The 15,730-nt window shown below is 71.4% G+C and carries 5 protein-coding genes; all 5 read left to right on the forward strand.

Features of this window, described 5'->3' with window-relative positions; translation table 11 throughout:
• Positions 1-147: 147 nt before the first annotated feature.
• Entirely contained in the window at positions 148-12,450 is a 12,303-nt protein-coding gene (locus AC6CR5_RS05060) for a filamentous hemagglutinin family protein (RefSeq protein WP_498085300.1), read from the forward strand.
• 125 nt (positions 12,451-12,575) lie between these two features.
• Entirely contained in the window at positions 12,576-13,295 is a 720-nt protein-coding gene (locus AC6CR5_RS05065) for a TonB family protein (RefSeq protein ID WP_052719197.1), read from the forward strand.
• Positions 13,296-13,325: 30 nt separating this feature from the next.
• Positions 13,326-13,841, forward strand: coding sequence for an RNA polymerase sigma factor (locus AC6CR5_RS05070; protein ID WP_006384896.1), 516 nt, complete (start codon positions 13,326-13,328; stop codon positions 13,839-13,841).
• Positions 13,842-13,940: 99 nt separating this feature from the next.
• The gene (locus AC6CR5_RS05075) at positions 13,941-14,924 is read left to right on the forward strand and encodes a FecR family protein (RefSeq protein ID WP_054444860.1); all 984 of its coding nucleotides are present in this window, start codon (positions 13,941-13,943) and stop codon (positions 14,922-14,924) included.
• A 135-nt stretch (positions 14,925-15,059) separates the two neighbouring features.
• On the forward strand, positions 15,060-15,647 hold the full coding sequence (locus tag AC6CR5_RS05080; protein ID WP_006384558.1) for a transposase: 588 nt from the start codon (positions 15,060-15,062) through the stop codon (positions 15,645-15,647).
• Positions 15,648-15,730 lie beyond the last annotated feature (83 nt).

Raw genomic sequence — 15,730 nt, forward strand, 5'->3', positions numbered from 1 at the left:
TCCCGCCGCTGTCATCTGGCGGACACATCATTGCCGGTGTCGCGGCCATTTGCCGCGCGTTCGCGCATGCCGCGAGCTCGGCCGGCCCGGCACCCATATCGACAGCCGCCTTTCGTAGCGGCGCATACCCAGGATCAGAGATACGGCATGAACCAGCAGACAGGCAGCGTGACCCGACGTGGCAAGGGCAGACAACGGGGCGCCCCCGCATTCCGGCTGTCGCCAGCCATGCACGCCCTGGTCCTCGCCCTGTCGGCGGCGCCGGTGCTGGCGGCCGGCCCGGCGTTCGGTCCTGGCTGGTTCTCCGACAAGCGCGCCACGCAGGCGCAGACCGCCGCGACCGGACGCCTGCCCGGCGGCGGCCTGGCCGGCATTCCGTCGACGCTGCGCGACCAGCAGCGCGCCAACCAGCAGCTGCAGCGCTCGCTCGCCAACCTGAACCGGGGCGCGGCGGCGATCGCGGCGCAGCAGGCGGCCCAGGCCGCGGCGCGCCAGGCGGCGCTGCACCAGGGGGCGCCGGTGCCGGACGGGATGGCCGAAGACGGGTTGAAGGTCGACACCGATCCGCTGACGGCCGGCTGGCTCAATGCGCGTCCCTTGACGCCCGGCTCGCAATCCTCGCGTGACGGCCGCACCGTCGTCACGGTCGACCAGACCGCCGACAAGGCCATCCTGAATTGGGAGACCTTCAACGTCGGCCGCAACACCACCGTATCGTTCAAGCAGCAGGCCAGTTCGTGGTCGGTGCTGAACCGGGTCAACGACCCGCGCGCGCGGCCCAGCCAGATACAGGGCCAGATCGAAGCACCCGGCACCGTCATGATCGTCAACCGCAACGGCATCGTCTTCAGCGGTTCCAGCCAGGTCAATACGCGCAACCTGGTCGCCGCCGCGGTGGGGATGAGCGACGCCCAGTTCCGCAGCGGCCTGTACAGTGGCAAGACGGGTGAAAGCGCCAACGAGCGCTACACGCCCAGCTTCGGCAACGACCTGGTCGGCCAGGGCGACGCCGCCCGCGCCGGCAACGCCACCGGCGACGTGCGCGTCGAGGCCGGCGCGCGCATCCAGACCAGCGCGCCTGGCGGCGTCACCCAGGGCGGCGGCTACGTCCTGCTGCTGGGCCGCGAAGTCCACAACGCCGGCCAGATCACGACGCCGAGCGGCCAGACGGTGCTGGCGGCGGGCGACACCTTCATCATCCGCCGCGGCCTGGGATCGGACGCCAACGTCCGTTCCACCACCCGTGGCAACGAGGTATCGGCGCGCCGCAATGCGGGCAGCCAGGCGGGCGTGGCGGCCAACACCGGCCTGATCCAGTCGCCCTTGGGCGACATCACGCTGACCGGACACGAGGTCCGCCAGCAGGGCGCGGCCATCGCCACCACGTCGGTGACCACGCGCGGCACGGTGCATCTGCTGAATTCGGCCAGCGACGCTGGCGGCAGCGTCGTGTTCGGCCGGGATTCCACCACCGCCATCCTGATCGAGAACGACGGCACCGTCGCGCTGGATGCGCAGCGCGACACGCTGGTGCGTCCGGCGCCGGAGGAGGGCGACAATCATCGGACCGCGGGCCAGGCTTTCGATCACCTGAGCGCCTTGCCCGATCGCCGCGACCAGTCGCGCATCGAGGTGACCAGCGGCGGCACGGTCGAGGCCCGGGACGGCGCGTTGGCGCTGGCCACGGGGGGGCAGATCGCCATCGCGGCCAATCGCCGCACGCTGCTCAACGACGGTGCGTTGCTGGACGTCGCCGGCGCGGTCGGCGTCAAGGTGACGATGGAATCCAACAACCTCAAGATCAATATCCAGGGCAACGAACTGCGCGACGCGCCGCTCAACCGCGATGGCAAGGTCTTGAACAACAGCGAAATCTGGATCGACCGCCGCGCGCTGGTGCAGGTGGCCAAGGGCGTGAACGGCTATGAACGCGAGCGCTGGTACACCGCCGGCGGGCTGCTGGAGGTGGGCGGCTACCTGGGCACCGAGCGCCACGGCATCGGCGAGTGGGCGGCGATCGGCGGCACGGTGACGGTGGAGGGCGGCGAGCTGGTCGCCCGCCAGGGGTCGCTCATCAACCTCTCGGGCGGCACGCTGGATGTGGCGGGCGGCAACATCCAGCAGAGCTGGCTGCGGGGCGAGGACGGCCGCCTGTACGAAGTCTCGCGCGCGCCCGGCGACCTGCTCTACAAGGGCCTGTATCGCGGCTTCGAAGACACCCACGCGCGCTGGGGCCAGAGCGCCACCCGCTATTTCTACAGCGCCTTGCTGGCGCCCCGGCAGCGCTACGAAGACGGCTATACGGCCGGACGCGACGCGGGCCGCCTGGTCATCGGCACGCGCACCGCGGTGATGGAAGGCAGTATCGTGGGCGAGGCCTTCCAGGGCGAACGCCAGGTCCAGGCGCGACAGGCGGTGGAGGCGGGCCTGCGGCAGCAGACCGGCTACCAGCAGTCGCAGCTGGCCCGGGCGCAGGCGGGCCAATTGATCGTTGGCCGCTATGTGGCACGCCAGATCACCAGCGCAACGACGACTTCGTGGGGGTACGACCTGGCGGCCGCGGCCAGGCAGATCCTGTTCACCGATGCCATGCCGCCGCTGGCCGACAGGCTCGGGCTGGACGGCGCCATGCCGGCGGACCGCCGCGACACCGTGTGGCTCGATGCCGCGGCGCTGAGCCGCGCGGGCCTGGGCCAGATCACCGCCGTGGCGGCGCAGGACCTGACCGTCGGGCAGGATCTGCGGGTCGCTTCCGGAGGCCTGATCGAACTGTACGCACCGAACGTCTCCATCCAGGGCGACCTGACGGCGCGCGGCGGCCGCGTGGCTGCCGGCAATGTGCTGCGGAGCGTCGAACGCGAGGTTTTCCTGGCGCCGGCCGCCAATACCTCGGCGCGGGTCGAGGTCGCGCCCGGCACAAGCATCGATGTCAGCGGCCTGTGGGCCAATCTGCGGCGCGCGCCGCAAGACGTCGATGCGCTGGCCTGGCGCAATGGCGGGCAGATCGCGCTGCGCAGCACCGGTGCGGTTGCCGTCACGGCGGACAGCGTGCTGGATGCGCGTTCGGGCGCGACCCTGGACGTCAAGGGCCGGCTGAGCGGCGGCAAGGGCGGCGACGTGGCGCTGGAGCAGGTGGCGCTGAACGGCAGCGTGCCCGGTCCGGGACCCGTGGGGGTGTCGCTGGCCGGCACGGTGTATGGCTACGGCGTCAACGGCGGCGGCACCCTGCGGGTCGGCGCCAACCGCGTGTTGATCAGCGATGCGGCGGATGCCGATGCCGGCGCCGATGGCCTGGTGTTGCGCGGCGACCTGTTCCAGCGCGGGTTCGCGCGCTACGACATCAACGGCGCGCAGGGCTTGACCGTTGCCGACGGCATGGCGCTGGACGTGGCGATGCCGGTCTATCGTCCCAGGTCCGAGACGCCGGCCCCGCAGCTGGCCGGCTTCGATGACGCGCTGACGCTGTGGACGCCGCCGTTGTTCCAGGAGAATGCCGTCACCGGCCGGATGAGCCAGCGGCTCGGGGCCAGCCTGTCGCTGTCCGCCTTCGTTGCGGCGACGCCGCAGACGGTGGGCGCCTTGCGGATCGGCCGGGATGCCGTGCTGCGGGTCGACCCAGGCCAGACCATCCGCCTGCAATCGCGCGGGCTGATGCGGGTGCAAGGCACGCTGCAAGCGCCCGGCGGCCAGATCGTGGTGGCGCGGGGCGCGGATGACCAGGGGGCCACCGCGCAGCTGGGCGGCCTGCCCAACTCGGTCTGGATCGAATCGGGCGCGAGGCTCGACGTGGGCGGCATTGCGGCGATGGCCGTGGACGCCCGTGGCCGCCGCTACGGCAAGCAGCTCGATGGCGGGCGCATCGCCATCGACGGCGAGTTCGTCGTCATTCGGCCGGGCGCGGTGCTGGAAGCGTCGGGTTCGGCGATGACCGTGGACGTTCCGGTGGATGACGGCGCCGGCGCGGGCGCCAGGCGGGTTGACGGCAAGGGCGGCGAGATCGCGCTGGCTGCCACCGCCGGCCTCTACCTGGATGGCGCGATGCGGGCCGCGGCGGGCGGCGCCAGAGCCGCGGGCGGAGCCCTGTCGCTGAAGCTGGAAACCCCGCTGTACGCGACCGGCACGCAGCAGGCCCTGATACGGCCGCGTGAGCTGCGCATTTCGCAGGCGGCGGGCGCGAGCCTGCTGCCGGCCGGCATCACCCCGGAAAGCGCCGCGCTGGACTATGGCTTGGGCCGCATTGGCGTGGACCAGATCGCGGCGGGCGGCTTTGGCGACGTGTCGCTGTATGCGCGCGACCTGTTGACCTTCGACGGCGACGTGACGCTGCAGGCGCGGCAATCGATCAGCCTGTACCAGGGCGCGCTGGGCAACACCCGGGCGGGCGCCTCCGTCCGCATCATCGCGCCTTATGTGCTGTTGAGCGGCCGCACCAACCTGACTCCCGCGATCGTGCAGCAGGTCGAGGCCACGCTCAACGCGTGGAAGCCGTCGACGCTACCGGGCGCCGCGCTGTTTGAAGTCGACGCCGACCAGATCGATATCCGCAACCGCGTCAATGCCGGCATGTCCGGCGCGGCCAGGCTGGGCGGCGGCGGCCAGCTGGCCATCGAACGCCGTGGCTACGACAACGTGGCCCTGCGCAGCCGGGGTGACCTGCGGTTCCTGGCCACCGCGGGCGCCACCGACATCCCCATCAGCGGGCAGAGCGACACCAGCGCCGTCCTGACGGCGGGCAACCTGCTGCTGGCCGGGCAGCGGGTCTATCCCGCCACGGGCGCGAAGGGGTTGGCGGTGGCCGGGTGGCGCGGCGGCGGCGTTCCCTATGAGGCCGACGCGGTGCTGCGGATCGAGGGCGTGGCCGGTCCGCAGGCTGGCGTCGCGCCGCTGTCCGTGTTCGGCGCGCTGACCTTGAACGCGCCCAACGTGGAGCAGGGCGGCAACGTGTTTGCGCCGTTGGGACGTATCGTCATGGGCATCGGCATCAACGGCGATACCCGCCAGGTACGGCTGCTGCCCGGCAGCCTGACGTCCGTCAGCGCGGCGGGCCTCACCGTGCCTTATGGCGGCACCGTCGACGGCCTGAGCTATCTTTATCAAGGCGTGCCGGTGGAGGCCGTGGGCGTCGGCGGCATGAGCGTCTTCGGGGTGATGCGCGGCATTTCCCTGCTGGGCGGATCGATCGCGGTGGATGCCGGCGCGGTCATCGACCTGTCCGGCGGAGGCACCTTGGCGGGCGCGGGATTCATCAGCGGGCGAGGCGGCTCCACCGATCCGCTGTTCCATCCCTTGCCGCGGTTCGATGCCGTGAGCGGCAAATTCGACCTGCCGGCGCTGTCGGACCGGCCGGTCTACGCGATCATGCCGGGCCTGGCCGACGGCTACGCGCCGGTGGCGCCGCGCGACGAAGCCAGCGGCTACGCCGGCTCGCGTCCGCGCGCCGGCGAGACCATCACGATCGGCGCCGGCGTGCCCGGCCTGCCCGCGGGCACCTATACCTTGCTGCCGTCCTACTACGCCCTGTTGCCCGGCGCCTATCGCGTCGAGCTGGGGCAGGGCGCGCTGGGCGGCAACGCGAGTACGCTGCGGGGGGGATCCTGGTCGGTCGCGGCCATCCGCGGCCTGTCCAACACCGGCGCCGTGGATGCCATGCCGCGGCAGGCGCTGGTCACCCCCGGCGACGTGCTGCGGCGGCATGCCCAGTACAACGAGATGGACTACAGCGCCTTCGTGCTGGCCGAGGCCGCGCGCAGTGGCCAGCCGCGGCCGATGCTGCCCGCCGACGCGGCGGCGCTGGAGTTCAACTATCGCAACCTGCCCGGCGCCGGGCCGGCGCTGCGGTTCGACGGCCAGGCCCGCTTCACGCCCGCCAGGGACGGCTATGGCGGCCAGTTGCTGGTTCGCACCAACGGCGCGGCGCTCGAGATCGTCAACGACGCGTCCACGGCCTCGCCGGCCGGCATCGCGCTGCGGGACAGGGATCTGAACGCGGTGGCCGCCAACCGCCTGTCGCTGGGCGGCTGGGCGTACCAGCCGGTGACGGCGGGAGACCGCCAGCTGGGCACGGCAGCCGGCTCCGGCGGCGACGTCATCGTGCGCGGCGGCGCCCAGTTGCGCGCGCCCGAAGTGCTGCTGATCGTCGACCAGGCGAAGTCGATCGTGGTCGAACGCGGCGCGGCCATCAATACGCTGGGGATGGGCGCCGCCCCTTATGACGCGCGCCAGGGCTACCGGTTCGGCAGCGCGGGAGGAAACAACAGCATCCTGGCCATCTCCAATGGCTGGCTGGATTTCGGCAATGGGCTGGGCGCGCAATCCGGCCGCATCGAGCTTGGCGCCTGCCCGGCGACAGCCTGCGCAGGCACGACCCAGCTTTACTCCGATGGCACGGTGGTCTTTGGCAGCAACAATCTGGTGCTGCACGACGCCTTGCGCTATGGCACCCGCAACCTGGTGGTGGCCGCCAGCAGCCTGAACGCGGGCGGCGATGCCGCGCTGGCGGACGCGATGGCGCGCGGCGTTCTGCCCGCGGGGCTGCGCCTGTCGCAGGACCTGTTGCGCCGCCTGCTGGACGGCGACCCCAGCGTCGGCGCGCCGGCGCTGGAACGGGTGATCTTCTCGTTGCGCGACTCGGTCAATTTCTTTGGCAACGTCAATCTCAGCACACTGGATGCCGCCACCGGCAGCTCCAGCCTGGCGCAATTGGTGCTGAACACGCCCGCCATTTACGGCTACGGCGGCGCCGGCGACGTCGCCACCCTGTCCACCGATACGCTGGTCTGGAACGGCGTCGCCAACGCCGAGCCCGCCCCGATCGCGGCCGGCGGGGCGGGAACCGGCCTGGGCACGCTGAACCTGAGCGCGCGCCGGATCGTGCTGGGCGACGCCAACGGCACGCTGCAGGTGCCGCACCAGCAGATGCGGCGCCAGGCGCTGGGCTTCGCCAGCGTGCGGATGGATGCCGCCGAGCAGATCACCGCGGGCGGCGAGGGCAGCCTGGAGGTCTACCAGGCGCGCGGCGACTTCGTCGATGGCAAGTTCCAGTACCAGGGCGGCTCGCTGCTGTTGCGCACGCCCATGCTCACGGGCGGCAACGGCTCGGTCACGCGCCTGACGGCGGGCGACCTGCTGCAATTGACGGGCACCGGCGCGGCGCCGGCCGACGCCGCCGCGCTGTGGGGCGCCACGCTGACCCTGCAAGGCGGCAAAGTCGAGCTGGACAGCGCCATCGTGTTGCCCAGCGGCAAGCTGGTGGCGCAGGCCGAGCATGGCCTGACGCTGGCCAGCGGGGCGCGGCTCGAGCTGGGCGGTCGCGCCGTGACCCTGGGCGACCAGACGCGCTATGGCTGGGGCGGCGACGTGGAGCTCGAAAGCCGCAAGGGGGATATCGTCCAGGCGGCCGGGTCCATCATCGATCTGTCGGCGCGCTACAACCAGGCCGGCAGGCTCACGGCCACGGCGCTGGGCGCCGGCGCCGGCCTGATCGACCTGCGCGGCGCCATCAAGGGGCAGTCCAGCGGCGAGTACGATGCCGGCGGCACCCTGGTGCCGTTCGAGGCTGGCGGCATCGCGCTGCGGGCCCAGGCCATCGCCGACTTCGTGGCGCTGAACCAGCGCCTGACCGAAGGCGGCGTGACCGGCTCGCGCGCCTTCCAGCTCAAGCGCGGCGACCTGGTGATCGGCAATGAAATCAAGGCCCGGCGGATCAACGTCGCGGTCGACGGCGGCAGCTTGACGGTCAATGGCGTGGTCGACGCCGGCGGCGCGCAAGTCGGCAGCATCCGCCTGTCGGCCCGGCGCGACCTGATCGTCAACGGCCTGCTGGACGCGCACGGCGCCTTGCTGCGCGTGGACAGCCGGGGCGACATCATCGACAGCCCCAACCGCGCGGTGGTCGAACTGACCGCCACGCAGGGCCGTCTGGTGCTCGGCGCCAACGCGGCCATCGACCTGCGGGCCGGCACCGGCGTGGCGGCGGGCAATGGCCCCGGCCAGCATGATGGCCGCCCGCGCGGCACGCTGGACCTGAACGCGCCGCGCCTGGGCGCCGATGACGTGGCGCTGGACATCCTCGGCACACCCAACGTGCTGGGCGCCGAGCGCATGTCGGTCAATGCCTTCCGGCGCTACGACGACGCGCCCCTCGCCACGGCCCCGGACATCACCGGCCGCACGCCGCAGGTGATCACCCAGGCCTATCTGGACCAGATCGACGCGGACAGCGTCACCTACATGAACGCCGCGCTGGCCAACGCCGCGCTGGGCGCGCGGCTGCGGGGCTACGGGTTGCGCCCCGGCGTGGAGATCGTCAGCCGCGCCGCCGACGGCGATCTGCGCGTCGAGGGCGACCTGGACCTGTCGAACTACCGCTATGGCCCCGACGCGGACCGCAATGATCCGGCGCGCCGCGGCTTCGGCGCGGCCGGCGTGCTGCTGGTGCGCGCCAAGGGCGACCTGAACATCTACGGCAGCATCACCGACGGTTTCGCGCCGCCGCTGGGCACCGATGACGACGTCCGCGCCTGGCGCCTGATCGGCCGGGCGGGGCCGGATGACGCCAATGGCGTCGACGTGGCCGGCCAAAGCCTGATCCTGCCGCGCGCGGTCACGCTGGCCGGCGGCACGGTGTTTCCCAACACCGAGACCGAATCGCTGAATTTCGACCTGCCGATCCAGCCCAACACCATCAAGGCCAACGCGCGCCTGCCGGCCCAGGTCGAACTGGCCCAGCCCCTGACCCTGGCGGCCGGCACCGTGCTGGAGGCCGACGTGCGCGCGGCGGACGGCACGCTCTACGCCAAGGGCAGCGTGCTGCCGGCCGCCTTGACGCTGACGGCCGGCGCCCGCCTGGGCGCGGGCATGGCATTGAACCAGGCGATCTCCGTGCGGACCTTCACCGTGCCCAAAGGCACGCCGCTGTCGATCTTCAATGCCCCGCCGGCCCTGGCCGCCGACCTGCCGCTGGCAGCCGGCGCCTACCTGCCCAGCGGAACCGACCTGCGCTTCAACGGCAGCACGGTGGAACTGCGGGACCTGAACGCCGATGGGGTACAGGGCCGCATCTGGGCCGTCGCGCCCATGCTGGGCCGGGGCGCTTCGTCCTGGAGTCTGCGGCTGGCGGGGGGCGCCGACCTGGATTCGGCCGACACCCGCGCGCTGCTGCCGGCTTTCCAGTTGGGCGACCGCGGGCATGTGAAGCTGTCGGATCCGCATTACCTGCAGGACCTGAGCTTCGGCCTGTTGGGCGAATCGCCCATCTTCAGCGTGATCCGCACCGGCCGCGGCGATCTCGACATCCTGGCCGGCGGCAACTTCCAGCAGGGTTCCTACTACGGCATCTACACCGCCGGCACGCCGTCGGACGCCGTGCGCGACGTCCAGGGCAATCCCATTCTCGATGCGCTGGGCAGGGACGCCTACAACCTGCCGCGCGCCTATGACGAGCTGATGAGCCAGACGGACGGCTACGGCTCGGTGCTGGGCGCCGCCGCGGCCAGCTACGAGCCGCTCGTCACCGGCGGCCAATACGCCGCCTGGTATCCCGAGCGCGGCGGCGACCTGCTGCTGAATGTGCAAGGCGACATGCGCGGCGCGGTGCGCGGCCTGCCGTCGAAGTTCGACGGCCAGGATCCCCGTGGCGCGGCGCCCGCGCCGGGAAGCTACCCCGGCTATTGGCTGTGGCGCCAGGGGGGCGCCGGCATCGGCCAGCAGACGGCCTGGTGGATCAACTTCGGGACCTACCTGCCGTCGCCGTACTTTTCCATATTCGAGACACCGGGCGTATCGGTGGAGGGCTTTACCGGCTTCGGCACGCTCGGTGGCGGCAATCTGTCGGTCAATGTGGGCGGCGACGCAGGCGTGCTGACCCAGCCCGTGGCGTTGCAGAATACCTATCCCACCATGCAGGGTTTGGCGCTTGCCGTGGGTAGCACCGGGCGGATCACGCCGGACGGCAAGCGTGTGTCCACCGGTGGCGGGGACTTGAGCCTGCGCGTCGGCGGCGCGCTGAATCCCTTGCGAACCAGCTCGAGCGATGGGGTCAATGACATTTCCGCGCCGTACTCCGATCTGAACGGCGTCCTGACCAACCTGCGCGGCGCCATCAAGGTGGATGCGCGCAGCATCGGACGGGTCGATCCGCTATATCGGGCGGTGGACCGATCGGATTCCCGTGGCCTGGACCCATTGCGTCCCACGCTGGCGGCGCCATCCGGCGGTCCGGCCATCGTGGCCGGCGACGCCACCGCCGCGCTGAACGCACGCGGGGATCTGGTCCTGGGCGGCGTGGGCGATGCCGGCAGGATGTACCAGCTGTCGGCCACCCCCTTCATTCACGAGGGCGTGGAACAGCCGGGCGGGGCCAATAGCTGGTTCTCGTTGTGGACGGCGAGGACCTCGCTGGACCTGTTCGCCGCGGGCGGCGCCTTGACGCCGATCACCGCCGCCCACAACGACAACCTGGCGACCAAGAACCAGTACCAATACAGTGCCAGTGGGTATGCGAACGTCTTTGCCTATCCTTCGCGCGTCAGCGTGGTGGCGGCATCGGGCAGCATTTTCTATCACGCCAGCTCAGCCAACGCCGCAACGGAATGGTCCTTTGCTCCGGGAAGCCAGGGCAGCGTGGAAATGCTTGCGCGCGACGGCCTCTATGGCGGCGGCTATCGCACCGGCGTGTCGGGCGCGGACCCGATGTCGATCGCGGCGCCGGAACGCCCCGCCTACCAGGCCACATGGGACAGCGGGGCGGTCAGTGCCGGCAACGCCGTGGGCCTGGAGGGCGGCCTGCTCGCCTTCGGCACGGACTCGGCGGCGGGGCGTCCCGCCCTGTCCAACGCGGGGATCGCGCGCTTCTATGCGGGTGGCGACATCGTGGGCCTGTCTACCGGCAGCACGATAACGACCAAGGACGGCATCGAGTACCACGCCGCCCGTCCCGTCAGCATCCAGGCCGGCGGCGACATCGTCAACCTCAAGGCCCTGGTCCTGAATCACCAACCCAACGACGTTTCCCGCATCGTCGCCGGCCGTGACATCCTCTATGCCAACGTCGACGTGGCCGGCCCTGGCTGGCTGGAAGTCAGCGCCGGCCGCAACCTGACGCAGGAAGACAAGGGCCGCCTCACCAGCATCGGCCCGATCAACGGCGGGCAGACCACCGGCAAGGGCGGCGCAGGCATCGTCGCCAGCGCCGGCGGCCAAGGCGACTACGCGGCGTTTGCGCGCCGCTACCTGGACCCGGCCAATCGCGCCGATCCGGGCCAGCCGCTGTCCGGCCAGGCGGGCAAGACGGCCAAGACCTACGAAGGCGAACTGCTCGAGTGGCTGCGCGCGCAGCATGGCTACGGTGGCGCCGCGGACGGGGCGCGCGCCTATTTCGATGCGCTGCCGGCGGAGCAGCAGCGCGTGTTCCTGCGCCAGGTCTACTACGCCGAACTGACGGCGGGCGGCCGCGAGTACAACGACCCGATCGGGCCGCGCGCCGGCAGCTACGCCCGCGGTCGCCAGGCGATCGCCGAGCTGTACCCGACGACCGGCGCGGATGGCCGGCCGATCCGCTACCAGGGCGACATCACGCTGTTCGGCGGCTCCGGCATCCAGACGCTGTACGGCGGCTCGATCCACCTGATGGCGCCGGGCGGCCAGGTGGTCTTCGGCGTCGAGGGCGTGGCGCCGCCGTCCACCGCCGGCATCATCACCCAGGGCGCCGGCGACATCCAGATGTACGCCAAGGGCAGCATCCTGCTGGGCCAGAGCCGGGTCATGACCACCTTTGGCGGCAACATCCTGGGCTGGTCGGCCGAGGGCGACATCAACAGCGGCCGGGGCGCCAAGAGCACGGTGGTGTATACGCCGCAGCGGCGCCTGTATGACGACGTCGGCAACTTGACGCTGTCGCCCACCGTGCCCAGCACCGGCGCCGGGATCGCCACCCTCAACCCGATTCCAGAGGTGCCGCCGGGCGACGTCGACCTGGTGGCGCCGTTGGGCACCATCGACGCGGGCGAGGCGGGCATCCGCTACTCGGGCAACGTCAACCTGGCGGCGCTGCAGGTGGTCAACGCGGCCAACGTGGTGGGGCAGGGCAAGGCCACCGGCGTGCCGGCGCTGGCGGCGGTGAACGTCGCGGCGTTGACCAGCGCCAGCGCGGCCGCGGCGGGGGCGACCCAGGGCGCGCAGGAGACCTCGCGCCAGCAGCAGGCGGCGGCGCGCCGCAACCTGCCGTCCATCATCAGCGTGCAGATCCTGGGCAATGGCAGCGAGCCGCTGTCGGGCGCGGGATCGCCCGGCGCCACCGCGCCGGCCGGCCGCAATCCGGGGCCGGGCGCGGCGGCCGCGACACAGGGCTACGACCCGCGCAGCATCTTCCAGATGGTCGGCAACGGCGAGCTGGACGCGGCGCAGAAGGCCCGCCTGACCGAACCGGAGCAGCGTGGCCTGTCAGGTGGCTAGGAGCTGGAAAGCTGACGATCCGCTGTCATGCCGCAGTCACAAGCGCGACCTACATTGCCCATTCACCGATTAGCACGACGTGTTGCGGCTCCCCCTCAGCCGCCGGGGCGCGACAAGGGCAGGGCATGCATCTGGAGCCAATCAGGGCGGGCAAGCGGCCGGCGCGCGGCCAGGGGCGCCATTGGTTGGGCTGGTGGATCCTGTGGGGGGTCTGCGCGGCCTTGTGCTGGCGCCCGGCCATGGCCCAGGAACCGTTGTTGCGGGTCTTCGAGTTCGACCTGCCGGCGCAACCGCTGCAATCGGCGCTCGAGCAATACAGCAATGTCACCGGCAGTTCGGTGGTGTATCGCGCCGCGTTGGCGGTGGGGCGGCGTTCGGCCGCGGTCAAGGGAATCTATACGCCGGAGGCGGCTTTGCGCATGCTGATCGAAGGTTCGGGACTGGCGGCCGAATACACGGCCGCCAACGCATTCATCCTGCGACACGCCGCCCGCAAGGACCGCGCGACGTCCGCCACGCGCCGCGCCGACGGCAGCCGCGGCGCCTTCTACCGCAGCTACTACGGCGTGGTCCAGGCCGGCGTGCGCGAGGCGCTGTGCCGCAACCCCGCCACCCGTGCCGGGGACTACCGCGCGGCCATCAGTTTCGAAGTTTCGCCGATGGGCCGGGTGGAGCGGGCGCGCGTGCTCGGTTCGACCGGCGACCGCGCCAAGGACGACGAGATCGTGCTGGCGCTGGACCAGGCCGTGTTCGACAAGGCGCCGCCACCGGACCTGCTGCAGCCGTTCGTGATGCTGGTCATGCCGCAGTCGCCGGAACACGACCGGGGCTGCCCGGCGTACTGACGCGCGCCGTCGATCCTTGCCCCGCGATCCATGATGCCCTCCAGCCTGTCGGTCCTGCGCGATTTCATGCTGCAACGCTACGACGATCTGAAGGCCCGCCTGACGCGGCGCCTGGGTTGCCCGGACCTGGCCAGCGACGCATTGCAGGATACCTGGCTTCGCCTCGAAGGCAAGGAGGAACTCGGCCCGGTCGACAGCCCGGGTCCCTATCTGATGCGCATGGCGGTCAATGTGGCGGTCGACCAGCAGCGCGTGGAAAACCGGCGCCTGACCGTCGCCGAGGCCGAGGTGCTGCTGCACATCGCCGACCCGGCACCCGGGCCCGAGCGTATCGCCGAGGGGCGCGCCGAACTCGATGCGCTGACCCGCGCGATGGGCGAGCTGCCGGCGCGCCAGCGCGACATCCTGCTGGCGGTACGGGTCGAGGGGCTGCCGCAGAACGACATCGCCGAACGGCTGGGCGTGTCGTTGCGCACCGTCGAACGCGAACTGCGCAACGCCCATGAGTACTGTGCGCGGCGAACACGTAAATTATTGTCACCATGAGGCGGGTTCCGGCTGCGAGAGTCGTCCTATGGATGTCAAGGGGAAAAACCGCGCGCCAACGCCCGCAGTGGCGGCGCGGCGGCATCGAGAGAGTGAGCAATGAAGACCGCAAGCCAGCCCGCCGATCGCAGACAGGCGGATATCGAACGCGAGGCCCGCGCCTGGATCCGCCTGATCGCGTCCGGGCAGGCCACGCTGCGCGAAGCCGATGCGCTCAGGCAATGGTGCGCGGCCAGCGAACGGCACGCCCAGGCTTTTGCCGCGCAGCACCAGCTTTGGAGCCTGATGGCGCCGGCCGGCCTGGCGCTGCAACGGCAGCGCGCCCGCCAACCCGCCCGTGGCCCCGCCCAGGGCTGGGGCCGACGCGCCTTCCTCGGCACGGCGCTGGCGGGCACCGCCGCCGCGGCCGTGGCGGCGGTGGTGGCGCCGCCCTTGCGGCTGTGGCCGGCGTGGGACGAATGGCTGGCCGACTATCGCACCGACACCGGCGACCGGCGCCAGTTCGGCTTGGGCGAACGGGTGCAGGTGGACATGAACACCCAGACCAGCATTGCCTTGCGCTCGGAGCAGCCGGGCGCCTTGCGGGTCGAGCTGATCGCCGGCGAAGCCGCCTTCGACGGCCAGTCCTCGTCCGCCGCGTTGACCGTCGTGGCCGGGCGCGGCAGCGCCGAGGCCCGCGGCGCGCGCTTCGAGTTGCGCAACCTGGACGGCACGGTCTGCGTCACCTGCCTGTCCGGCTCGGTGCGCGTAGCCCTGGGCAATGGCGCTACGGTGCTGGGACCGAACCAACGGCTGTTCTATGACCGGCGGGGCCTGGGCGCGGTGCAGCAGATCGATCCGGCCGAGACCTCGGCCTGGCGCCAGGGCTCGCTGGTGTTCCGGAACACGCCGCTGGCCGAGGTGGTGGCCGAGATCAACCGCTACCGCCGCGGCCGCGTGGTGCTGCTGGACGGCGCCCGCGGCGCCAGCGCGCTGAGCGGCCGCTTCGAGATCCGCGACACCGACAAGGTGCTGGTGCAGATCGAGAAGGCGTTCGGCCTGAGCGCCACGCACCTGCCGGGCAACGTGGTGGTGCTGGCCTGAGGCGCCGCGACGACGCCTTTGCCGGGCTTGGCGCGCGCGGTGGCGGGTTTGGCCCGCCCATGTCGTCCTAAGAAGGCAGGCCGCGCATATCCGCCATCGAGGGCGCATGCCGCGTCCGCGCGATGGGGAGCAGTCGTGTCGCGTAAACCGAATATCGGTATCCGGGAACTGAAGGAGAATCTGTCGGCGGTGGTGGATTCGGCATGGGAGCATCCCGTGTCGGTGCACCGTTACGGCTCGCCGTGGGTGTGGATCGTGTCGCACGAGGTCTGGTCGCGCAATACGCGCCGGGTCGAGTTCAATCCGGCCGGCCATCCGCTGGCCGCGTTGCGCGACCACGTCGATCGCGCGCTGGCGGCGAGCCAGCCGCGGCTGCACGCGGCCGCGATCCGCGCCATGCTGCGCATCGAGGCGCCGCCGCTGTTGCGGGCGCTGGTGATCCAGTTGCTCTATGGCATCGACACCGAGGCGGGCTTGCACGAGCAGGTCTCGTGCAACCTGCTGTTCCGCTGGTTCGTCGGGCTGTCGCTGGACCAGGAGATCTGGAGCCCGCAGGATTTCGGCCACGCGCTCGAACGGGCGCTGGCCAGCGCCGATATTGTCGACATCCTGGGGCGGGCGCTGGCGGGCGCGCCGGTCGCCCCCATCGAGCAGGCCACCGGCATCGCCCTGAACCGGACGCTGCTGCGAGCCTGGCGTGAACGCGCCATCCGTCCTGATTAAAAAACCTGGCGGGTTCCGCCGCGCCGTGTCGTCTTAGGGGTACAGGCCGCGCCACACGCAGCGCGGCCAACCGGACATGGGCC

The organism is Achromobacter sp. EG18, assembly GCF_059759395.1.